Genomic DNA, 23,185 nt, shown 5'->3' on the forward strand with positions numbered 1-23,185 from the left:
GGGCCGCCATGACGGCGATGCCCCGACGGCGCGAGGACGGCCCCGATCCTGAGCACCCACGCGGATGCGGGACCGCCACTCGGTAGCGGGTCAGCTCAACGGCGGATACGCGTTCGCCATCAGCTGCTGGAACTGAGCGGAGAACCAGTGCCCCGACACGGGGGCGTTGGGCAGCGCGCCGGACATGCTGTTGCCGTTACGGGCGTTGCCCGTGTAGGTCGGGTCGCACATCCGGTCGAAACCCTTGCCCTCGTCGTTCGGGATCAGGCTGCTGGAGCCGTCGGACTCGCCCGGCGGCTTGATCCAGACGTACGCGTCGATGCCCGTCGCGGGCGCGGCACGCGGGCGCTCGCCGAGGCCGGCGCCGGCCTGGTTGCACCAGTTGCCCTTGTGGATGCGACGGTCGATGCGGGACTGGTTCACGAACGTGTTCGGGTCGGTCGACGTGCTCGCCGCCGTGGGCCGGGTGGCCTGCGTCGGCTGGCAGGGCGTCTGCACGCAGTTGCCCCAGCCGTTGCGCGAGGTGTCGATCAGCATGCCGATGCTCGACGAGAAGCCGGACTGGATGAGCCGCGACCGGAACGCCTGCGCGAAGGTCAGCTCGTCGTTGTACCGGTTCCAGTCGATCCAGGTGGTCTGGCGCAGCTGCTCGGTCACCGTGCCGACGTACGGCTCGGTCAGCGCCGAGGTGTTCGCCGTGTTGGTGATGAAGCCGTGCACGTTGGCAGCGGTGCTGCCGGACGCGGTCGCGGCCGAGAACATCATGTTCGCGGTCGCCCCGAAGTTGTCGTCCCAGCCGACCCAGCCGTGGTGCGCCGCGTCGATGTAGTTGTAGACGTTCGGGACCGCGCCGAGCTTGGCCAGCGCGTAGCCGACACCCTCGACGTAGCCGCGGTTGGCGAGCATGGTGTCGCACATCGCGGTCGCGGTGGCGCGGCCGCCGACGTTGGTCACCAGGTTCGGCAGCGAGTCGATCTCGATGATCGCCACGATGCGCAGGTTCGCGTACGCCGGGCGGGCCAGGATCGCCGCCATCGGGTCGATGTACTCGGACTTGTAGCGGGGCAGCTCGGTCGGGCCCAGCTCGCCGTTGGACGCCAGCGCGGCACAGTCACGGCCGGGCAGGTTGTAGACGACGATCTGGATCACCATCGGCGCGGAGCCGTTGGCGGCGTCCTGGATGACCGCCTGGTCGAGGTGGTCGGCCAGGCCCATGCTGCCCGTGGTCGGGCTGCCGTTGCCGGTCAGCGCGCTGATCCGGTCGAACCAGACACCGGTGGGCTGGTTGGCGATCCGGCTGCCGCCGGGCTCGGCCAGCGCCGCGGCCCGCCACTGCGGGTTCACGTAGACACCCGCGCCCGAGTACGGGTTGTCGGCTCGCGGGCCGCCGGTGCCGCCGTCGTTGTCGGCCTCGGTCGCGGTCACCGTCACCGAGGTCAGGCCACTGGAGGCGACCGTGATCGGGCGGGTGCCGGCGGTGGTGTCGGAGTCCTCGGCGGCGGCCAGGGTCACCGTCTGCGGGGTGCTCCAGTTGCCGGTGGTGAACGTCAGGCTGCCGCCGGACGAGACCGTGATGTTGGTGTCGCCGGAGCCGGCGGTGTTGGTGACCGTCACGTTGCCCGAGGGCTGCGCGGCCAGGCGCACCGTGTAGGTCGCCGTGCCACCCTCCGGCACGCTGACGCTGGTCGACGAGACCACCAGCGACTGGGTCGTGGTGCTGTCGTTGTCGGCCTCGGTCGCGTTGACCGTCACCGAGCTCAACCCGGACGCCGCCACCGTGAACGGCCTGGTGCCGTTGGTGGTGTCGGAGTCCTCGGCCGCGGCCAGGGTGACGTTCTGGTTGGTGTTCCAGTTGCTCGTCGTGAACGTCAGGCTCGCGCCGGACGACACGGTGAGGTTGGTGTCACCGGAACCAGCGGTCGTGGCGACCGTGACGTTGCCAGTGGGCTGCGCCGACAGGCGTACCGCGTAGGTCGCGGTGCCGCCCTCGGGCACGCTCACCGACGTCGGCGACACGACCAGGCTCACCGTCGGCGTGGTGCCGCCGCAGGAGACCCCGTTGATCGCGAAGTTGGACGGGTTGGTGTTCGTGCCGCTGTACGAGCCGTTGAACCCGATGCCGGTCGACGCGCCCGTGGCCAGGCTGCCGTTGTAGGACAGGCTGGTGGCGGTGACGTTCTGGCCCGACTGGCTGTAGTTGGCCGACCAGCCCTGGATACCGCCCTGGTTGCCGGGCCAGGTCCAGGTCAGCGACCAGCTGGTCAGCGGGTCGCCGGTGTTGGTGATGTTGATGTTGGCGCCGAAGCCGCTGCCGTTGTCCCAGGCCTTGGTGTAGGTCACCTGGCAGGACACGGCGGCCTGTGCGGGCGCGGCCACGGCGACCAACCCCATGGTGGCCAGCGCGCTCACGCCGAGCAGCGCCGTCAACCGGCGTCGCAAGGTGAATCTGATCGGAATCCTCACTGGGTACTCCTTGAGCCAGCCCGGACCGGTCCGACTTGCCTCGGGACCGGTGCGGGGCCCGCGCGGGGACGCGGCCACCGGGCGGGCGGCGCGCTCGCGCGCAGGAAGGAATGGACAGCCCGGACAGGCTGTTGCGGCGGTGCGCGGCACCTCCCGGTGAACCGGGGCCCTCGGTGCCGTGTCGCGCGGTCTGGCTCCCTGCGCGCGTGATGGAAGTTTCACACCGTCGCAACAGGACCGCAACGTGTGTCGATGGATCTGGCACAAAGTCGGGTCGCACAACTAAGACGTATGATGACCTGCCATGATCCGTCCGGCGTCGTTCCGGCGGGCGTCGCGTTCAGGGCAGGTCGGGCACCGGGGCGTGGGCTTGCAGCAGGGTGTCCACGGCCTGGCGGACGCCCTCGTCGGTGGCGACCTCGCGCCGCACCCGCTCGGCCCGGTCCACGGTGAGCCCGTCGGCGACCAGGGTCCGGGTCAGCTCCTCGGGCACCCAGAGCAGGTCCGGGTCCTGCGGACCGCCGGTGCCGTGGGTGAGGTTGGTCCGGTCGTGGCCGATCGCGAACAGCGTGCCGCCGGGCGCGACCGCCCGCGACGCCAGCGCCCACACCTGCGCCATCTGGTCCGGCGGCAGCTGCAGGTAGGCGATCAGGACCAGATCGAAGCCCTCCGCGGGAGGCCGGTACGCCAGCACGTCGCCGACCGTCCAGTCCACGTCCAGCCCGTCGCGCCGGGCCCGCTCGCGTCCCTTGTCGACCGCGACCTGCGCGTAGTCGATCGCGGTCACCTGCCAGCCCTTGCCGGCCAGCCACAGCGCGTTGCGCCCCTCGCCCGAGGCGAGGTCGAGCGCCCGGCCCGGCGGCAGCCCGTCGAGCGCGGCCGCCACGAAGCGGTTGGGTTCGGCGCTCCACACCAGGTCGGCGGCGGCGTAGCGGCGGTTCCAGTCCTCGGCGTCCATCGCCGCCGACCCTACCGCCCCGGGCCGCCCACCCGACGCATGATCGCCGGACTCGCCCACCGACCGTGCCTCGCCGCGCCCGGCCGCCGTGACGCGGCGCGGTGCCATGATCGTTCGACTTGCCTGGCAGGTGGGCGAGTGGAGGGCCAAGATTCGCACAGGTGCCGGGCAAGTCGGGCGATCTTGCGGGCGCGGTGGCGGTGTGTCAGTCCGAGGAGGTCGCGCCGCGGCCGTCGAGGAGTGGGGTGGTGGGGTCCCAGGGGGCGCCGTCGCGGGTGTCGCGGCGGCGGCGGGCCATACCGGACAGCGCCTCCAGGACGACGCGGTTGCCGAGCATCGCGGTGACCTCGGCGTGGTCGTACGGCGGGGAGACCTCGACCACGTCCGCGCCCGCCACGGGCAGCGTGCGGCAGATGCGCGACACCGCGTCGAGCAGCTGGCGGGCGGTGAGGCCGCCGGGCTCGGGCGTGCCGGTGCCGGGCGCGTGCGCCGGGTCGCACACGTCGATGTCGACGGAGAGGAAGACCGCGTCGCACCCGTCCAGGGCGATCGCGAACGCCTCGTCGAGCACCGCGTCCAGCCCCCGGGCGCCGATCTCGTTCATGTGGTACGACCGCATGCCCTGGTCGGCCATCCAGTCCAGGGTCGCCGGCTCGGGCCAGTAGCCGCGTAGTCCGAGCTGCAGGAAGCGGTCCCCTCGTACCGCGCCGGACTCGATCAGCCGGCGCATCGGCTGGCCGTGGCCGTAGAGCGAGCCGAAGTTGATGTCGCCGGTGTCGGCGTGCGCGTCGAAGTGGATCACCGAGACCCGGCCGTATCCGTGCCGCCGGGCCACTCCGGTGACGTCCGGCCAGGTCACGGTGTGGTCGCCGCCCAGGATCAGCGGGATCACGCCGTGCTCGGCGAGGAACGCGACCGCGTCGGCGATGCTCTGGCAGCTGCGTTGCACCTCGCCGCTGTAGAGCTCCAGGTCGCCCGCGTCGCGTACGGCCAGGTCGGGACCGAGCGGGTCGACCCGCAGCGCCAGGTGCGGCCGGGAGCCGTCGTGGGGCAGGTAGTCGGTGCCGCGGATGGCGCCGGGCCCGAACCGGGTGCCGGGGCGGTGCGAGGTGCCGCCGTCGAACGGCGCGCCCAGGATCACCACGTCGGCGTCGGCATAGGTCGCCGGATCGGCCCAGTCGCAGCGGGGCACCCCGAGGAACGTGAAGTCCGGGCCGTACTGCGCGCCGTAGCGGGTCACGCCTCCATTCTCGCCGGAGGCCGGGCCTGACGACCAATCCTCGCAAAACGTCCGCAAATTCACTCCAGAGCCGTGATGCTGTGCTTCAGGGCTGCACGAACCGGTGGTGTGCCGTCGGCATGAGGGAGCGGTGGAATGACAGCGACGGCGACAGGCTTCGAGCCCGTTCCCTCCTGGACCCGTGTTCCCGACGTCGCCGTCGTCGCGGCCGGGGATCTCGACGTGGGCGACGCGCCGATGGGCGTGCTGGTGGCCGCCTCGGGCACGGTGCCGCCGGTGCTGGGCGTGGACCGCGGCGACCTGGCCGAGGCGGAGTTCACGGGAAAGATCGGCCAGACGCTGGCGCTGCCGCAGCCCGGCGGTTCCGCGCTGATCGCCGTCGGCACCGGCGAGCCTGCGGAACTCGACGGCGACCGGCTGCGCGACGCGGCTGCCGCGTTCGCCCGAGCCGCGGGCTCCGCCGGACGCCTGGTGCTGGCGCTGGAGGGGACGACCGGGGTGCCACCGGAGACCGCCGGGCAGGCCGCGGTCGAGGGGGTGCTGCTGGCTCGGTATCGCTTCGAGGTGCTGAAGAAGGAAAGCGCGCCGCCGGTCACCGCGCTGACGGTGGTCGCCGCGCCGGACGACGTGCAGGCGGTGCGGCGCGGGGTGGGCCGCGGGCTCGCGTACGCCAGGGCCACCGCGCTGGCCCGCGATCTGGCCAACTCGCCGCCGAGCATGCTCACCGCGGAGCGGCTGGGCGGGGTCGCCGCGCAGCTCGGCGCGGACAGCGGGCTGTCCGTCGAGGTGTACGACCGGGACGCGCTCATCGAACTGGGCTGCGGCGGGCTGCTCGGGGTGAACGCGGGCAGCGCCGACGAGCCGCGCATGATCAAGCTGCGCTACCGCCCCGAGGGCGACCCCGAGGTGCCCCGGTTGACGCTGGTGGGCAAGGGCATCATGTACGACTCCGGCGGCATCAGCCTCAAGCCCGCCGACGCGGTCCACGCGACCATGAAGAACGACATGTCCGGCGCGGGCGCGATCCTGGCCGCGATGGCGCTGCTGCGCGAGCTGGACTGCCCCGTGGCGGTCACCGGCTACCTGATGTGCACCGACAACATGCCCTCGGGCACCGCCGTCAAGCTCGGTGACGTGCTCACCATCCGCGGCGGCACCACGGTCGAGGTGGTCAACGCCGACGCCGAGGGCCGCCTGGTGATGGCCGACGCGCTGGTGCTGGCGACCGAGGAGCCGGTGGACGCGATCGTGGACATCGCCACGCTGACCGGGGCCTGCCTGCGCGCCCTCGGCGCGCAGATCGCCGGGGTGTTCGGCAACGACCAGGGCCTGGTGGACCAGGTGCGGGCCGCGGCGGCGCGGGTCGACGAGCAGGTCTGGCAGCTGCCCGTGGCGCACCGCTACCGCGGCGAGATGAACTCCGACGTCGCCGACATCAAGAACATGGGCGGTGCGAACGCGGCGGCGATCCACGCCGCGCTGTTCCTGGAGGAGTTCGTCGCGGGCACCCCGTGGGCGCACATCGACATCGCCGGCACGGCGCAGAACGACACGGCGCGCACCTGGATCCCGCAGGGCTGCACCGGATTCGGCGCGCGGCTGCTGCTCGACCTCGCGCTGGCCTTCCAGCGCCCGCAGCCCGCGCCACTGGCGGGGAAAGGCCGCGCATGAGCAAGCGACGGCAAGGGCGGCACCTGCCCGCATGCCGCCGGGCCGCGGCTGATCGCGGCGAGCGAGACATGTCGGCGCCAGCGCGGGCCGACGACGAGCGCAGCGAGGAGCAGGCATGACCGCAGCGACCGCGTCCGCCGGGAAGCGCCCGTTCACCCAGCGTCTGCTGGACGGGGTCGAGAAGGTCGGCAACAAGGTGCCGCACCCGGTGATGATCTTCCTGATCCTGATCGGTCTGATCATCGTGCTCTCGGCGATCTTCGCCGCGATCGGCGTGCAGGTCACCTACGAGTCGGCCGCCCCCGCGCCGGTGGTGGCGGAGGAGACCTATCCCGGCGGCACCCAGCAGCCCTCACTGGACATCCCGCCCGAGGAGTTCTACCACCCCGAGGTGAAGACCCACACCGAGACCACCGCGATCAAGAGCCTGCTCACCGCGGACGGCATCCGGTTCATCTTCACCTCGGCGGTCACCAACTTCACCAACTTCGGCGTGGTCGGCGTCATCCTCGTCGCCATGATCGGCGTGGGCCTGGCCGAGCGGGCCGGGCTCATCGGCGCGCTGATCCGCAAGCTGGTCGCGGTCGCTCCGCCCTGGTCGCTGACCTTCATCATCGTGCTGGTCGGCATCCTGTCGTCGATCGCCTCCGACGCCGGATACCTGGTGCTGATCCCGCTCGGGGCGGTCGCCTTCATGAGCGTCGGCCGGCATCCGCTGGCCGGGCTCGCCGCCGCGTTCGGCGCGGTGGGCGGCACGTTCATGGTGAACGTGCTCATCACGCCGACCGACGGCATCATCACCGAGATCACCAACGAGGCGGTCGCGCTGGCCGACCCGGCCCGGAAGATCAGCCTCACCGCGAACATGTTCTTCGCCATCGGCTCGACCGTCTTCCTGGCGTTCCTGATCACCTTCATCACCGAGAAGATCATCGAGCCGCGGCTGGGCAAGTACACGGGAGCCGTGTCGCACGAGGCCACCGACGTGCCCGAGGCCGCGCCGGTGGAGGGCGACGCGCCCCCGGCCGCGCAGGCCCGCGGGCTGCGCTACGCCGGCTGGGGCCTGCTGGCCGTGCTGGCGGTGCTGCTGCTGCTGTCGGTGCCGCCCAAACCGTGGGGCATCCTGCGCAACCCGGTCACCGGCAGCCTGGTCGAGGACTCGCCGCTGATGGACAGCCTGATCTTCATCATCATGCTGGTCTTCCTGGTCTGCGGCCTGTGCTACGGGGCGGGCGCGGGCACCCTCAAGGGCACCGCGGCGGCGATGGACGCGATCACGAAGACGTTCGCCGGGCTCGGCGGCCTGATCTTCATGCTGCTGGTGATCGCCCAGTTCATCGCGTACTTCAACTACACCAACATGGCCACCGTCGCCGCGGTGAAGATGGCCGACGGGCTGGAACGCGCCAACATCGGGCCGCTGTGGCTGCTCATCGGCTTCATCCTGGTGGTGCTGCTGCTGGACATCATCATCCCGGGCGTCATCCCGAAGTGGGCCATCTTCGCGCCCATCTTCGTGCCGCTGTTCCTGCGCCTGGGCGTCGCGCCGCAGACCGTGCTGGCCGCCTACCGGGTGGCCGACTCGCCGATGAACGTGGTCACCCCGCTGATGGTCTACCTGCCGTTCATCGTGCTGCTGGCGCAGAAGTACAAGAAGGAGGCCGGCGTCGGCACGGTCATCTCGCTGATGATCCCGTACATGCTGATCATCGCGGTGGCCTGGACCCTGTTCTTCGTGGTCTGGTATCTGCTGGGCATCCCGCTCGGTCCGGGCGCGCCGGTCGAGCTGGGGTAGTCCGCCGGTGAGCCAGGCGGCGCTCGCGTTCGCGATCCTCGGTGCGGTCGTCGTCCTGTTCGCCTGGAACCGGCTGCCCGTCGAGGTGGTGGCGCTCGGCGCGGCGCTGAGCCTCTACTTCACCGGACTGCTCGGACCCGCGGAGATCTTCGCCGGGTTCGGCGACCCCGTGGTGATCTTCGTGGCGAGCCTGTTCGTGGTCAGCGAGGGCCTGGACGCCACCGGCGTCACCACGTGGGCCGGGCAGACCCTCATGGCGCACGCGGGCAGGGGGCGCACCCGGCTGCTGATGCTGGTCATGCTGCTGGTCGCGGGACTCACCGCGCTGATCACCGTCAACGGTGCGGTGGCCGCGCTGCTGCCGATGGTGGTCATCCTCGCCGTCCGCACCGGACACGCGCCGTCGGAACTGGCCATGCCGCTGGCCTTCGGCGCGCACGCCGGGTCGATGCTGGCGCTGACCGGCACACCGATCAACGTGATCGCCTCCGAAGCGGCCCAGGAGGCCGGCGGCCGCGGCTTCGGATATTTCGAGTTCGCGATGGCCGGGGTGCCGCTGGTGGTCGGCGTGATCACCATCGCGGTGCTGGCCGGGCACCGGCTGCTGCCCCGGCGCACCGCCGACACGATGCCGCGCGACCTCAGCCGCCACGCCCGCACCCTGGCCAAGCAGTACCGCCTCGACCGGGACGCGCACCGCCTGCTGGTCCCGCCGTCGGTGCCCGTGGCCACCGGTCGGGACACCGCGCCGGGCTCGGCGGGCGAGACGGCCGGGCCGGGTGCCCGCGTGGACGGTGGACGCGCCACCGCGCCGGCGCCGCCCGATCCGGTCCGCTATCCGGGGCTGGTGCTGCTCGGGGTGCAGACCGCGGACGGCGTGCCGCGCGCCGCCGGTCCGGCCGGGCCCGGCGACGTGCTGGTGCTCAGCGGCGACGCGGACACGGCCGAGCGCTTCGCGGCCGAACACGGACTGCAGACCCTGCCCGGCACGGCCGCCGACCACGTGCCGGGCGCGCTGCTCAACCGGGAGTTCGGCGTCGCCGAGGTCGTCGTCGGCCCGCGCTCCGGCCTGGTCGGTGCGACGGCGTTCCCGGGCATGGTCACCGACAGCGGCGACCTGGTCGTGCTCGCCGTGCAGCGCAAGGGCCACCACCAGGGGCCCGGCCGGACGGCGCTGGCCGCCGGGGACACGCTGCTGGTGCAGGGCGACTGGGCCGCGCTGGAGCGCAACGTCGACCGCGATCCCGACGTGCTCGTGGTGGACTCGCCCGCGCTGGTGCGCCGCCAGGCGGTGCCGCTGGGGCCGGGGGCGTACCGGGCCGTCGCCGTGCTGGCCGCGATGGTGCTGCTGCTGGCCACCGGCGTCGTCCCGGCGGCGGTGGCCGGGGTGCTGGCCGCCGGGGCGATGGTCGTGCTGCGGGTGGTCACCGTCGCGCAGGCCTACCGGGCCGTCTCGTGGACGACCATCGTCATCATCGGCGCGATGATCCCGCTGTCGGTCGCCATCCAGCGCTCCGGCGCGGCCGGGCTGGTCGCGCACGCGCTCGTCGCGGCGGTCGGCGACGCCGGCCCGTACGCCCTGCTGCTGGGGTTGTTCCTGGTCACCGCGGTGCTCGGGCAGCTGATCAGCAACACCGCGACGGCGCTGATCGTCATCCCGATCGCGCTGTCGGCCGCCGCGGAGCTGGGCGTATCGGTGCGACCCGTGATCATGTGCGTGACGGTGGCCGCCGCCGCGGCGTTCCTGACCCCGGTGGCCACGCCCGCCAACATGATGGTGCTCGGACCCGGCGGCTACCGCTTCGGTGACTACTGGCGGCTCGGCTCGGTGATGCTGGCCTGGTTCGGCGTCGTCGCCGTGCTGCTGGTCCCGCTGTTCTGGCACTTCTGACACCCGGTGCCGCCGATGGCCGCCGGGCGAGGTCCGCGACCGGTGACGCCGTTGCGAGCTGCTACCAGTGCGGTTGCTCGGGGGGTTCCGCCGCTCCGGTCCGCCGCCGCTCCTCCGGCGGCTCGGCGGCGCTGACCTGCTGCTCGCACCAGGCCACGGCCCGCTTGCGGGTGCCGAACACGTGGTCGGGATCGTCGAGCACGGACGCCCCGGCCTCGCCCACGGCGGCGACGGTGAGCCCGCGGCGGCGCAGCACGGTCAGCTCCTCGCGCACCATCGCCGCCGAGGGCGGGTCGACGCGGGTCACCCGGTCGAGGTCCAGCACCACGCCACCGGCTGCGGGCAGCGGCGCGACCGCTTCCGCCAGCACGGACAGCAGCCGCTCGGTCGTGGTGAACTCCAGCGGACCCTGCGCGATCACCAGCGCCACGCCGTCGCCGTGCACGTCCCGGGTGACGGTCGCCGGCGCCGCGCCGGGATGGTGCATCAGGTGCAGGGCATAACGTTCGGACAGTTCCCGCAGCGCCAGCACGCCGCGCACGGGGTTGCCGACCGCGTCCAGCGGCGGGCTGTACGCGGCGATGCCGAACCGGGCCGGGCTGCACGCGATCAGCCCCCCGGACACGCCGCCCTTGGCGGGCAGGCCCACCCGCAGCAGCCAGTCGCCGGCCGCGTCGTACATGCCGGACGTCGCCATCACCGCCAGCACCCGCTCGGCCGTCAGCTCCGGCACCACCGGCTCGCCGGTCACCGGGTTCACCCCGCCGCCGGCCAGCGTGGCCGCCATCACCGCCAGGTCGGCCGCGGTCACCCGCACCGCGCACTGCCGGAAGTAGACGTCCACCGCCTCCTCGACATCCACGGCCAGCGAACCCGCGCCGCGCATCAGGTACGCCAGCGCCCGGTTGCGGTCGCCGGTGCGCGACTCGGAGGCGTACACGGCCTCGTCGACGTCGAGGCGGCGGCCCGCGAAGGCGGACAGGCAGGCCAGGATGCGTTCGAAGCGCGCCGCCGGGTCGGCGGCCGGGATCAGCGACGTGGTCACGATCGCGCCCGCGTTGATCATCGGGTTGGCCGGGCGGCCGGTGCCGGGCTCCAGGCTGATCGCGTTGAAGCCCTCACCGCTGGGTTCCGCGCCGACGTGGGCCGTCACCGCGTCGAGGCCGAGTTCGGCCAGCGCCAGGGCGTACACGAAGGGTTTGGAGACCGACTGGATGGTCAGCGGGGCCAGGGCGTCGCCCGCGGTGTACCGGTGGCCGTCCATGCTGACCAGGGCCAGCCCGAAGGCGGCCGGATCGGCGAGCGCCAGCTGCGGGATGTAGTCGGCGACCGCGCCGTCGTCCACGACGGCCAGCCGCGCGTGCAGCTCGGCCAGCGCCCGCGAGACCGCCCCCACCGCCGCCACGGCCCACCACCCGTCGTCCTCCGACGCCAGCGTAGGGGACCCGCACCCCGGCCACCCGCGATTCCGCCGCTCCGCCGTGGCGGCGCCGTGAAGATCGCCGTTTCCGGCCGGAAAGTGCGGTCCGACCGCACTCTCCGACCCGAGACAGTGATCGCGCCGGGCGCCCACCCCGGCGCGGAACGGGCTGGTCACGCTGGGCGCTGACCCGCGACGCGGGACAGGCCGGTCACGCCGGGCGGTCACCTGCCGTGGCCCGGGCCCACGCGGCGCGGAACAGGCCGGCGACCGGGCGGCCGAGCAGGGCCGTGCCCAGCGGCGGCGCGGTGTCGGCCCGCAGCCCCAGCAACGGGGCCTTCCACGACTCGACCGGCAGCGCGGGGGCCTTGAGGTTCAGCCAGCCGCCCGGCAGGAACACCGTGCGGCCCGACCGCTCGCGCCGCGCCTCGACGACCAGTCCCGCCGCGATCAGCGCCGCCCGCAGCGGTTTCAGCCGCGCCGTGGTGACGCCTAGCCAGCGGGCCGCGTTGGCGTCGCTCGGGTCCGGCAGCGCCAGCAGTTGCAGGTAGTACGCGGCTGCCTCCGGCGTCAGCCCGTGTGCCGCGACCGCCGCCGCGACCAGGTCGGGCACGGTGTGCCGGGGGTCCTGCGGCCAGGTCCCCGCGGGCAGCGCGTCCGCCTCGGCGAGCGCGGCGGCCAGCGCCGGGTCACGCAGCAGGCGCAGGGCGTGGGAGACACCGGGTTCGCCCAGCGCCAGCGCCGGGTCGTCCGGGGCCGTGATCGCGGCGGGCAGCAGGTGGTACGTGCCGTGAGTGCCGTCGTCGTCGCTGCGCCACACCCCGGGCAGCCCGTCGGGCACCAGGCCGAGCCGCAGGTACGTGGTCCCCACGGCCAGTTTGGGGTTGTCCAGCCGCTGCCGCACCAGGTCCAGCGCGCGTGGCAGCGCCGCCCGCAGCGGGTCGCCCGCGGGCAGCCGGTATGCCAGCCAGGCCAGCCCCGCCGCGGCACCCTTCAGCCAGCCCTCGTCGAACGCTTCGCCGCCGCTCGCGTGGGTCTCCAACGCCCATGAGCTCGCCTCGGTCACCCCGTCGGTGCACAGCCAGGTGCGCGGCCCCGGCTCGGCGATGACGCGCAGCACCTCCTGCCCCGTGCCGCCGGGGACCACCCGCTTCGCCTCGATCAGCAGCTCCTCCGGCAGCGGCGTACGCCGTCCGAACAGGGCGAGCCACCGGGCCGCCAGCTCGTCCACGTCGGGCCCGTGCCGCCACAGGTCGGCGGGATCGTCCGGCACGGCCGCGTCGAGCAGCGCGACGCGGCGCTCGTGCGGGATCAGGTGCCACTGCTGTGCGGCCAGGTCCGCCTCGGCCGCGGACAGGCCGACAACCTTGCGCTGGGCGGCGCTGAGCGAGTGCCGGCTCCAGCCGCCGATGGGCAGCCCGGCGAGCAGCAGCACGGCCTCGGCCCGGGTCAGCCCGGTCAGCTCGGCCAGCCGCCGTGCCCCGTCGGCCTGCCACGGCCGGGCGCCCTCGCGATCGAGCAGGTCGGCGGCGGCGTTCAGCCGGGCGGCGTCACCCCAGCCACCGCGGCGGATCTCGGTGCGCACGTCGATGCCCGCGATCGGCGCGAAAACCGCGTCGGCGCAGCGGTCCACGGCGTACCGCAGGAACCTCGGGTCGGCGCCGGACAGGCCGTGCCCGCTGCCGGACAGGAACACGATGCGGCGACCGCCCTCGCCCACCTCGGGGACGGTGTGCTCGGCGGTGACCGCGAGCTCGGCGAAGCGGATGCGCGGATCCGCGGCGGCGAACGGCGAGGCCGCGAACGCCCGCAGCAGCCGGGCGAGCACCGACCGGGACTCCGGGGTCCCGGTCGGGGAGGCGGCGACCATCAGCACCGCGCCGAGCCCGGGCAGCAGCCACGGCCAGGCCGACTCGGCGTTCGGCGGCGCAGCGCCGTCCGGCGGGTCGGCGAACGCCCGCGACACCGCGGTGACCTGGTCCATCACCGCGGTGCGATGGTCCTTGGAGCCGTAGTAGTACCGCCCCCGCCACACCAGAAGCGCACCCAGCGCCTGGGACAGCTCGCCGTCGGATGTCTCGGCCGGCTTCCGGCCGGAGCCCTCCTGCCGCTGCCCGGCGGACGTCGCAGCGTCCAGGCCGGACGGAGCCGCCGAAGCCTGCTCCGCCTCGATCCCGGCGAGCAGCTCGGACAGCTTCGCGAGCCGGGTCTCCAGCCGCAGCGCGGTGCGCACGACGGCGCGCAGGGCCCGCCGCAGCATCGGGTCGGTGACCTCCGGCAGGTGGCGGCTGATCGCCTCGTCGACCGAGTGGTCCAGCGTGGCGTTGCCGCGCAGGTCGGCCAGCAGCGCGCCGGCCAGCGGCGTGGTCACCGCGCGCAGTGCCGCCGACCCTGCCGCGTCGCGCGGCCGCAGCGCGTGCCAGTGCGGGAACGGCGGGCGGGTGTGGGTGGCCAGGCACTCCTGCAGCGGGCCGCCGCCGTCGGGCGACCAGACCGTGACGGCGAGGTCGTACGGGTGCGGCCGGTCGCCGGGACGGGTGGTGACCGGGCGGAGCCGGTCGTCGCCGGGCAGCCGCAGCGCGCCGACCAGCACCTCGCCGGGCACGGTCGGCTGCCACCGGACCGTGCGGCCGTCGACCGACCCGCCGACCTGGGTGCCGCCGGGCAGCACGTGCACGCGCCAGCCCAGCAAGCCGTCCGTGCTGCCCAGTGGGGAACCGGCGAATGCCGCCGGGCCCGGTCGCAGCCACGACCACTCGGGCAGCAGCCGCGCTCCGTCCAGCGTGCCGTCCGTGAAGAACGAGGGCAGACTGTGCCGACCCGGCTCGCCGGTGTGCGGGTCGTACTCGCGCCAGTGCCACCCGTCGGCCCGCTGCTCGCAGCGCCAGTACATGACACCGTCGCTGCTCACCAGTCCGGGCGGGGGCGGCGTGTGCTCGCCGGGCAGCCAGGGTCGGCCACCGGTGGTGAGCCCGCCACCGGGCAGCGGCAGGTAGGGCATGAGCGGTCCGGCGTGCTCCGTCCGCTCCGCTCGCGCCGACGGGTCGTGCGACAGCTTGAACACCTGGTCCGGGCGGTCGGACCAGTAGGCCCAGCCGTCGCTGTAGGGCGAACTCCCGGTCACCAGCACTCGACCGCCGAGCTCGTGACAGGCGGCCTCGGTGTGCCGGCTGTTCGCCGGTGCACGCACCACGTGCTGGGTGGACGTGCCGTCGGGGGAGACGGTCACCGCCCGGGTGACGTCGCTCGCGGCCAGCGTCGGCCAGCTCGGGGACAGGCCCAGCCGCTTGAGTTCGGTGACCGCCGTCTCGTATGCGGGCCAGCCCAGCTCGTCGACCAGCCCGGCGCGCAGCGAGCCGGCCAGCACCTCGGCGGCGTCGAGCGCGGCGATCCGGCGCAGCTCGCCGGGCGCGAGCCGGATCCCGGCCGCCGACCACAGCGGATACAACTCGCGCAGGACGGCCTCCAGCCCGGCGACGGTGAGGCCGTCGGTGCGCAGCTGCCCGATGCCGTGCCGGAGTGCCGCCAGCAGTCCCGGCGTCGCCGCCAGCGTCGCGATCAGGCCGGCCGCACGGGGACCTTCCGGGTCGAGCTGCGTGGCGCGGTCCAGCAGCCGCCACAGGCCACGGACGAGGTCGGCCAGCAGGTCGGGGTCGGCGGCGACCGCGCTCAGGTCCCGGCGTCCTTCGCCGGCCTGGTCATGCCAGCGGGTCACGGGCAGCCCGTCGGACGTCGGCTCGACCGACACCGGCACGCCGTGGGCCAGGCAGGCGTCGACGAGGTTGAGGTCGGCGGGGCCGGATCCGTCGGCGGGCCGCAGCCGCAGCGACCGCCCCGCCCGCAGCCGGGGTGCGAGCCGCGCGACCAGGTCGAGCAGCCGAGGGCTGATCGCGCCCACGGCCCACCGGTGGTTGGCCCGGTACCAGGCGAAGCGCTCCAGCCAGCCGGCGACGTCGGCGTCCGGCGTGTCCAGCACGCCCGCGGCGAGGATGAGGTCGAGCCACTGCTCGGACACGTCGGCCTGCCAGCCGGGCGGCTCCGGCAGCAGCTCCCGCAGCCGCGCCGCCACCGACGGGTCACGGCGGGCCAGCCGTTGCAGCGCCTTGCGGTACGACGTCCAGAAGCTCGCCTCCGCGCGCACCACGGCGGGCAGCATCAGCAGCTCGGCGACGACCGACTCGTCCTCGGCCGCGGCGTCGAGCCCGGCGGCCTTGGCCAAGCGGCGCAGGTCGGCGGCCAGCCCCGGGCCGGGCGGCAGCCCGCCCGCGACCCGTCGCACCGCTACCGACCTGACCAGCGGGTACGCCTGCGCGGCCGGGGCCCGGGTGAGCGCGTCGCGCGCGTAGTCGCGGAACGACTTGGCGGTCAGCGCTCCCGCCAGGGCGAACTCCAGGTGCGCGTCGCGCAGCCGGGCCTCGTCGACGGGCAGGGCGTACGTCTGCTCGGCGCGCCGCGCGTCGCCGAAGCAGATCGCGGCCTGGCGCAGGTTCTCCGCCTCGAGGAACGCCCGCCCCGCCTGCTCCCAGAAGCCGGGCAGGAAGTGCGGGACGGTGCCGGCGAGGCGGCCCGCCACAGCGAGGTAGCCGTCCCGGGCGTTGCCCGGCTTGGACCGGGCCAGCCGGGCCAGCTTCTCCATCTCCTTGACCAGGGCCAGCGCCTCGCGGCCGTGGGCCGGATCCTGCACCAGCGCCGAGGCGGGAAAGCCCAGCGCGCGCACCCGGCCGTGCCCCACCGGCACCGCCCCCGCCGCCGTGAAGCCGAGGAACTCCATCGTCAGGTCCTCGGCCGTGCCGACCGGCTCGCTGACCAGGCGCACCACGGTGCGGCCGGGCAGCGCCGGATGGGCGTACGCGCGACCGCTCACCACCGCCACGGCCGGATCGTCCGGTCCGGGGCCGGCGAGCACCGCACCCGCGTCGAGCAGCCCGTCCACGGTGGACGAGTGGGCCGTCATCGTCATCGCCTGCTTCCTCACTGACTGGTCCCGGTGCGGCCGGCGTGCAGGGCGGCGGCCAGGCGCACGCCCTCCGACCAGGTGATGGGCCCGACCTGGGCACCGGCGACGTCCCGGCCGGACGGGTCGACGAACTGGAGGGGGCCGAGCCAGGTCTCGCAGCCCGGGTCGCCGTCGCCGAGCCAGACGACGGCGTCGATCGCCCGGCCGTGCTCGACGATCCGGCAGCGGGCGACGCCGGCGCGCACCGCGTAACCGAGCGCGACCGCGCGCGAGGTCGCGTGCCGCAGCTGCGCGTAGTGCGCCGCGGCGTAGCCGTGCAGCTGGGCGGCCTGCTCGGCGCGCCCTGCGGGGCGGCGGTGAGCCTCCCGGAACAGCTGTGCCACGCCCTGCCGCACGTCCAGCTCGGCCGCGAACTCGCGCAGCTCGGCGACGTCGTCGAGCAGCACGGGGTGCGGGACGGCGTACGGGCCGGGGCCGAGCCACGCCGACTCGCCGTCGAGCCCGACCACGCCCGCGCCGCGCGCGGCGTCGACGTCGCGCAGGAACCCGGCCCGCCCGAGGTCCGGCCCGTGTTCGCCGTACGGCGCGACGACCAGGTCGCGCAGGGCCGCCCGCCAGGCCTCGTCGGCCCAGACCCGGGCCAGCACCGGGGCGGCCACCGGCAGCCCGCGCACCATCCAGCGCTCGACCTCGGCCAGGCACTCCGCCTCGTGGCGGGCCAGCCACTCGCGCAGCTGCCGCAGGTCGAGCACCACCGGATCGTCCTTCAGGGCGGCGGGCAGGCCCTTGAGCCGTGCGCCCGACGCGTTGCGGGCCACGACCCGCCCACCGTGCAGCGCCACCTGATAGCCCGCGCCCACGGGCAGCCAGCCCGGTTCCGTCTCCCCGTTCACGACGCGGGATTGTGCCAGCCACGCCCGACAATCGGGTCGGCAGAAATTCCTGAGGACGGGGATGGCGTCGGGCGGGAAAACGAGGTACCTTCGCTTGCAAGCCCGCTTCGACGGTTCCCCCCGTGATCGCCGAAGCGGGCTTCTTACTACCCGGATCAGGGCAGCAGCACCCCCGGGTTGAGCACGCCCGCCGGATCCACGGCGGACTTCGCGGCCCGCAGCGCCAGCGCGAACGGCTCCGGCCGCTGTCGGGTGTACCAGGGCAGATGGTCGCGGCCGACGGCGTGGTGATGGGTGATGGTGCCGCCGTGCGCGGCGATCGCGTCACCCGCCGCCCGCTTGAGCGCGTCCCAGATCTGCGCCTGCGCGCCGCGTCGGCCGGCCGCGTACACGGTGAAGTAGGGGGCCGGGCCGTCCGGGTACACGTGCGTGAACCGGCAGGTGACCAGCGCCGGGCTGCCCGTCTCGGCCTGGCCCGCCGCCGCGGCCGCCTCGACCACCGCGGCGTGCAGCGCGTCGAACGCGGCCCAGGTGCACGCGGTCTCGAACGTCTCCACCACCACGCCGAGCCGGGCCAGCCCGTCACGCAGGTAGGGCGCGCCGACGAAGGTGTCCCGCCAGCGCCCGGTGCTGTCCTGCGCCGCCGGCTCGACCATCCCGCCGTGCTCGCGGCACAGCTCGACGGCCCGCGCGAGCAGCGCGTCGACCGGGTGGTCGGCCGATTCGAAGCCGAGCAGCAGCCGGCTCGACCCGTCGGCGGCCGCCGCGCCGAGCATCGCTTCGAGCGGGTCGAGCAGGCGGCAGTTCGCCGGGCGCAGCCCCGACTGGGCGACGGAGCGCACGGCGTGCACCGCGTCGGCGTACCCGTCGAAGCGCAGCGCGGCCCCGGCCCGGAACGTCGGGCGCTGCTGCACGCGGGCCCAGCCTTCGGTGATGACGCCGAGAGCGCCCTCGGAGCCGAGCCAGAACCGGTCCGGCGACGGGCCCGCGCCCGAGGCGGGCACCCGCAGCGACTGCGCGACCCCGGCCGGGGTCACCACCCGCATCGACTCGACCAGGTCGTCGATGTGCGTGTACCCGGTGGCGTAGTGCCCGCCGGCGCGGGTGGCCAGCCAGCCGCCGAAGGTGGAGAACTCGAAGCTCTGCGGGAAGTGCCGCAGGGTGAGGCCGTACGGTCGCAGCGCGTCCTCCAGGTCGGGGCCGAAGGTGCCGCCCCGGATCAGCGCGGCCCGGCTGACCTCGTCGACCTCGACCACGCCGGACAGGCCGGTCAGGTCCAGCGACAGCCACGGGCCGCCGCCGCGGAACTCGACGCCGCCGACGACGCTGGTGCCGCCGCCGAACGGGACCACCGGGACGGCCGCGTCGCCGGCCCAGTCCAGCACCGCGATCACGTCGGGCTCGTCGCGCGGGAAGGCGACCAGGTCCGGTGGGTTGTCCAGCACCCCGTCCAGCAGCCGGACCACGTCGCGGTACGCCCGCCCGTAGGCGTGCGCGGCCCGCGTCCGCGCGTCGTCGCGGCACAGCGCGGCGACGGTCGCGGGCGGCCGCAGCCGCGACGGCGGCAGCTCCGGCACCTGCGGCACCGGACTCAGCGCACCGTCCAACGGCAGGAACGGGCCGACCCGCCGGGCCAGCTTCGCGCACCCCTCGGCGTCCACCGCCTGATCCGCCCACCCCCAGCCCCACCAGGACCGTTCCCGCCCGCCGCGCATGCCGCCTCCACTCGAATAGTCGCTGCTCAGGACACCGCCCACGCGGACGGTGGATGGGAAGGGCACCTTCTACAACGCATAGCGACAAGAAGGTGCCCTTCCTTCGTTTCAGGGGGCGAGGAGGCGTTCGGCCAGGGGCAGGGCGGCGGCGCGGTGCTGCGGCACCAGGCCGAGGCGGGTGCGCCGGTCGAGCAGGTCGTCGACGGTCAGCGCGCCCTCGTGGCGGATCGCCCACAGCAGCTCGGCGCCGGTCACCGGGCTGTCGGGCGTGATCGGGGCGTGCAGTTCCGGCGGGGCCTCGGCCAGCACGGCGGGCGCCTCGGTGCCGTAGCGGGCGATCAGGCGGGCGGGCGCGGGCACCCGGGCCAGCAGGTCGCGCGGGGCCGCGCCGGGCAGCGACAGGTCGCGGGTCCGGCACGGGCCGGCGTGCACGCCCGGCCGCGCGGCAAGCACGTCCACGGTGTCCTGCGCCATCCGCCGGTACGTGGTCAGCTTGCCGCCGACCACGGTGACCACGCCGTCGCGCCCCTGCACTACGGCGTGCCGCCGGGAGATGTCGGCGGTGCGCCCGCTTCGCGCCTGCGGGCCTGCCATCAGCGGCCGCAGCCCGGCGAACGCGCCGAGCACGTCGGCCCGGCGCACCGGCGTCTCCAGCGCCGAGTTGAGCACGTCGAGCAGGAAGTCCACATCCGACGCGGGGACCTCGGGCACGTCCGGCACGGGGCCGTCCACGGGTTCGTCGGTGAGCCCGACGTACACCAGGCCGTCGGCCTGCGGGAGCACGATCACGAAGCGGGACAGCTCGCCGGGCACCGGGATGGTCAGGCCCGCCCACAGCCCGCCGAGCAGCGCCGACGGCAGCACGAGATGCGTGCCGCGGGACGGCCGCAGGGTGATGTCGGGGGCGAGCTGCCCGGCCCAGACGCCGGTCGCGTTGACCACCGCGCGGGCCCGCAGGGTGTGCCGGGTCCCGGTGAGCGTGTCGACCACGGCGGCCGCGTCACCGGTCAGCTCGCTGGCCCGGCAGCGGGTCAGCACCTTCGCGCCCGCCCCGGCCGCGGCGCGGGCCAGCCCGGTCACCAGCCGGGCGTCGTCGCACAGCTGCCCGTCCCAGGACAGCCGCGCCCCGCGCAGCCCGGCCGGGCGCAGCGCGGGCACCATGCCCCGCGCCTCGGCGGCGGACAGCGAGCGCACACCGGGCAGGATCGCGCGCCGGGTGCCCGCCGCCGCGCGCAGCAGGTCGCCCGCGCGCAGGCCGGCCCCGGCCAGGCCGACCGTCAGCGGCGCGGTGTACGCCGTCGCGGGCAGCACCATGGCCAGCGCCCGGGTCAGGTGCGGCGCGGTGCGGGCCATCAGCGTGCCGCGCTCCACCGCGCTCTCGTACGCCACGCCGACCTCGCCCTTGGCCAGGTAGCGCAGCCCGCCGTGGACCAGTTTGGAGCTCCACCGGGAGGTGCCGAAGGCGAGGTCGTGGGCGTCGATCGCGGCGACGGACAGGCCCCGGGTGGCCGCATCGAGCGCGACCCCGGCCCCGGTCACGCCGAGCCCGACCACCAGCACGTCCACCACCTCGCCGGCGGCCAGCGCGGCCAGCTCGCGCGCCCGGCGCGCCGCGGTGAGAGAGGTCGACACGGGTCTCCTCCTTGCGCCGAAGTGACACTTGATGTAACTCTGTCACACATGGATGTGATGCGGGAAGAGCGGCGCGCGGGCTGGGCGCGCTGGGGCACACCGGAGCACGCGAAGCCGCTGCCCGAGGCCGTGGCGGGGCTGCTCAAGCAGGTCTTCGAGGTGACGCCGCCCGCCGCGCCCGCCGCACTGGACGCCGTGGCGGCGCCCGCGGAGCTGGCCGCGGACACCCTCGCCGCGCTCGCCGCCGTGGTCGGCGCGGAGCATGTCGACACCGCCGCCGCCGAACGCGCGCTGCACGCGTCCGGCAAGTCCACTCCCGACCTGTTCCACCAGCGCGCGGGCGAGCTGCCCGCGCTCCCGGCCGCCGTGGTCGCCCCCGCCGACCACGACCAGGTGCTGGCCGTGCTGGCGGTCTGCGCCGCGCACCGGCTCGCGGTGGTGCCGTTCGGCGGCGGCACCTCGGTCGTCGGCGGGCTCAGCCCCGAGACCGGCGGGCACATCACGCTCGACCTGCGCCGGCTCGACCGGCTGGTCGCGGTCGACCCCGTGTCGCGCACCGCGGTGCTGCAGGCCGGGCTGCCCGCGCCGCGCGCCGACGAGCTGCTGGCTGCCCACGGCTTCACCCTCGGCCACGTCCCGCAGTCGTACGAGTACGCCACCATCGGCGGCTTCGCCGCCACCCGCTCCTCGGGCCAGGCGTCCGCCGGCTACGGCCGCTTCGACGACATGGTCGTCGGGATGACCGTGGCCACCCCGCGCGGCACGCTCACCACCGGCCGCGCCCCCGCCTCGTCGGCCGGACCCGACCTGCGCCGCCTGTTCCTCGGCTCGGAGGGCGCGTTCGGCGTCATCACCGACGTCACCGTGCGGGTCCGCCCGCTCGCCGCCCAGCGCCGTTACGAAGGCTGGCGGTTCCCGTCGTTCGTGGACGGCGTCGCGGCGGCGCGACGGCTGGCCCAGGACGGTCCACGGCCGACCGTGCTGCGGCTGTCCGACGAGGTCGAGACCATGCTCGGGGCGACCGGCCGGGGGCGCGGCGACGGCGGCTGCCTGCTCGTGGTGGGCCACGAGGGCGCGTCGGTCGACCGGGTCGCGGCGGAGACCGCCGACGTGCTGCGCGAGTGCGGCGGGGAGTCACTGGGCACCGAGCCGGGGGAGCAGTGGGCCGCGCACCGGTTCGATGCGCCCTACCTGCGCGACGCGCTGCTCGACGCGGGGGCGTTCGCGGAGACGCTGGAGACCGCGGCGTTCTGGTCCGCGCTGCCCGGCCTGTACGAGGCCGTCCGCGAGGCGCTGTTCGCGGCGCTGCCCGTGCCGTCGATGGTGCTGTGCCACGTCTCCCATGTGTACGAGACCGGCGCCTCCCTCTACTTCACCGTGGTCACCGCGTTCGGCGACGAGCCGGTGGCGCGCTGGCAGCGGGCCAAGGCGGCGGCCAACGACGCGATCATCGCGGCGGGCGGCACCATCAGCCACCACCACGGCGTCGGCACCGAGCACCGCGACTGGTTCGCCCAGGAGGTCGGCCCGCTTGGCGTCGACGTGCTGCGCGCCGTCAAGCGCGAACTCGACCCGGCGGGGGTGCTGAACCCGGGCATTCTCGTGGCACCCCGCCCGGCGCCCTGATGACCAGGTCGTTCACGGCCGTGGTGGGGCCGGCCGCGCGCCGCGGGCTGGCCCGGCTGATGCCGGTCGCGCAGCTGCTGCGCGCGGGCGGGGCGCGGGTGCGGGTCGAGTACACCGGTGGTGTCGACCAGGCCCGCGAGGTGGCCCGGCGCTGTGCCGCCGACGGCGAGACGGTGCTGGCCGCCGGGGGTGACGGCACGCTGCGCTGCCTCGGTGCGGCGCTGGCGGGCACGGACGGCGTGCTGGGCGTCGTCCCCGCCGGGCGGGGCAACGACCTGGCCCGGCAGCTCGGCCTGCCGAGCCGTCCCGAGGACGTCGCGTCGCTCCTGCTGCACGGCGAGCCGCGCCGGATCGACGTGCTCGACGCGGGCGGCGAGATCGTGCTCGGCAGCGTGTACGCCGGGGTCGACGCGGTTGCCAACGAGCGGGCCAACCGGGCCCGGTTCACCCCGGCCGGGCTGGTCTACCCGCTGGCCGGGGCGCGTGCGCTGCTCGGGTGGCGGCCCACGGTCTACCGGCTCACCGTGGACGGGCAGGACCTCGCGCCCGTGCGGGCGTACTCGGCGGTGGTGGCGAACTCCGGCTACTACGGGGGCGGGCTGCACGTCGCGCCCGACGCGGCCGTCGACGACGGGCTGCTCGACGTGGTCGTGCTCGGCGACGCGTCCAAACTGGTGTTCCCGCTGGTCCTGCGCGAGATGCGGACCGGCACGCACGTGCGCCGCCCCGAGGTGACCGTGCTGCGCGGCAGGTCCGTGCGGCTGTCCGCCGACCGCCCGGTGCCCGCCTACGCCGACGGCGACCCGCTCACCACCCACGGCGACCTGCCCATCCAGGTGCTCCCCGCAGCCCTGTCCCTCCTCGCCCCACACTGAAACCACGTCCCGCCCCGCGTCCCGCGAACCCCCGCTCTGGCATAGACGC

The 23,185-nt window shown here is 74.8% G+C and carries 13 protein-coding genes; 5 read left to right on the forward strand and 8 right to left on the reverse strand.

Annotated elements, in window-relative coordinates:
• Positions 1-90: 90 nt before the first annotated feature.
• The 3 genes from HAV39_RS43280 to speB all read right to left on the reverse strand — a co-directional run bounded on the left by HAV39_RS43280 (position 91) and on the right by speB (position 4,661).
• Complete coding sequence (locus HAV39_RS43280; protein ID WP_191840723.1) at positions 91-2,391, reverse strand: glycoside hydrolase family 6 protein; 2,301 nt, start codon at positions 2,389-2,391, stop codon at positions 91-93.
• A gap of 412 nt (positions 2,392-2,803) precedes the next feature.
• A complete protein-coding gene (locus HAV39_RS19140; RefSeq protein WP_191840574.1) occupies positions 2,804-3,421 on the reverse strand; it encodes a class I SAM-dependent methyltransferase in 618 nt (205 codons plus the stop codon).
• 205 nt (positions 3,422-3,626) lie between these two features.
• On the reverse strand, positions 3,627-4,661 hold the full coding sequence (gene speB, locus HAV39_RS19145; protein ID WP_191840575.1) for an agmatinase: 1,035 nt from the start codon (positions 4,659-4,661) through the stop codon (positions 3,627-3,629).
• 135 nt (positions 4,662-4,796) lie between these two features.
• Between speB and HAV39_RS19150 the strand changes: the two genes are divergently transcribed.
• The 3 genes from HAV39_RS19150 (at position 4,797) to HAV39_RS19160 (ending at position 10,018) form a co-directional block, all read left to right on the forward strand.
• The gene (locus tag HAV39_RS19150; RefSeq protein ID WP_191840576.1) at positions 4,797-6,332 is read left to right on the forward strand and encodes a leucyl aminopeptidase; all 1,536 of its coding nucleotides are present in this window, start codon (positions 4,797-4,799) and stop codon (positions 6,330-6,332) included.
• Positions 6,333-6,447: 115 nt separating this feature from the next.
• Complete coding sequence (locus tag HAV39_RS19155) at positions 6,448-8,127, forward strand: AbgT family transporter (protein WP_191840577.1); 1,680 nt, start codon at positions 6,448-6,450, stop codon at positions 8,125-8,127.
• 7 nt (positions 8,128-8,134) lie between these two features.
• A complete protein-coding gene (locus tag HAV39_RS19160; RefSeq protein ID WP_191840578.1) occupies positions 8,135-10,018 on the forward strand; it encodes an SLC13 family permease in 1,884 nt (627 codons plus the stop codon).
• Between the two features lie 61 nt (positions 10,019-10,079).
• Here the strand turns inward: HAV39_RS19160 and glsA are convergent, their stop codons facing one another.
• The 5 genes from glsA to HAV39_RS19185 form a co-directional block, all read right to left on the reverse strand.
• Positions 10,080-11,423: a glutaminase A gene (gene glsA / locus HAV39_RS19165; RefSeq protein ID WP_191840579.1), complete on the reverse strand. Its 1,344-nt coding sequence runs from the start codon at positions 11,421-11,423 to the stop codon at positions 10,080-10,082.
• A gap of 226 nt (positions 11,424-11,649) precedes the next feature.
• Complete coding sequence (locus HAV39_RS19170; protein WP_191840580.1) at positions 11,650-16,398, reverse strand: hypothetical protein; 4,749 nt, start codon at positions 16,396-16,398, stop codon at positions 11,650-11,652.
• A gap of 11 nt (positions 16,399-16,409) precedes the next feature.
• Complete coding sequence (locus tag HAV39_RS19175) at positions 16,410-17,288, reverse strand: DUF4132 domain-containing protein (RefSeq protein ID WP_191840581.1); 879 nt, start codon at positions 17,286-17,288, stop codon at positions 16,410-16,412.
• Between the two features lie 155 nt (positions 17,289-17,443).
• Positions 17,444-19,003: an FAD-binding oxidoreductase gene (locus HAV39_RS19180; RefSeq protein ID WP_191840582.1), complete on the reverse strand. Its 1,560-nt coding sequence runs from the start codon at positions 19,001-19,003 to the stop codon at positions 17,444-17,446.
• A gap of 108 nt (positions 19,004-19,111) precedes the next feature.
• Positions 19,112-20,635, reverse strand: coding sequence for a glycerol-3-phosphate dehydrogenase/oxidase (locus HAV39_RS19185; protein ID WP_191840583.1), 1,524 nt, complete (start codon positions 20,633-20,635; stop codon positions 19,112-19,114).
• Between the two features lie 57 nt (positions 20,636-20,692).
• Between HAV39_RS19185 and HAV39_RS19190 the strand changes: the two genes are divergently transcribed.
• The gene (locus tag HAV39_RS19190; RefSeq protein WP_191840724.1) at positions 20,693-22,261 is read left to right on the forward strand and encodes an FAD-binding oxidoreductase; all 1,569 of its coding nucleotides are present in this window, start codon (positions 20,693-20,695) and stop codon (positions 22,259-22,261) included.
• Positions 22,261-23,136 (forward strand): diacylglycerol/lipid kinase family protein, encoded by an 876-nt coding sequence (locus HAV39_RS19195; protein WP_191840584.1) that lies wholly within the window; start codon positions 22,261-22,263, stop codon positions 23,134-23,136. Before HAV39_RS19190 ends, HAV39_RS19195 begins: the two co-directional genes overlap by 1 nt.
• Positions 23,137-23,185: the final 49 nt, after the last annotated feature.

Source organism: Catellatospora chokoriensis (genome assembly GCF_011297315.1).
Classification (GTDB): domain Bacteria; phylum Actinomycetota; class Actinomycetes; order Mycobacteriales; family Micromonosporaceae; genus Catellatospora; species Catellatospora citrea.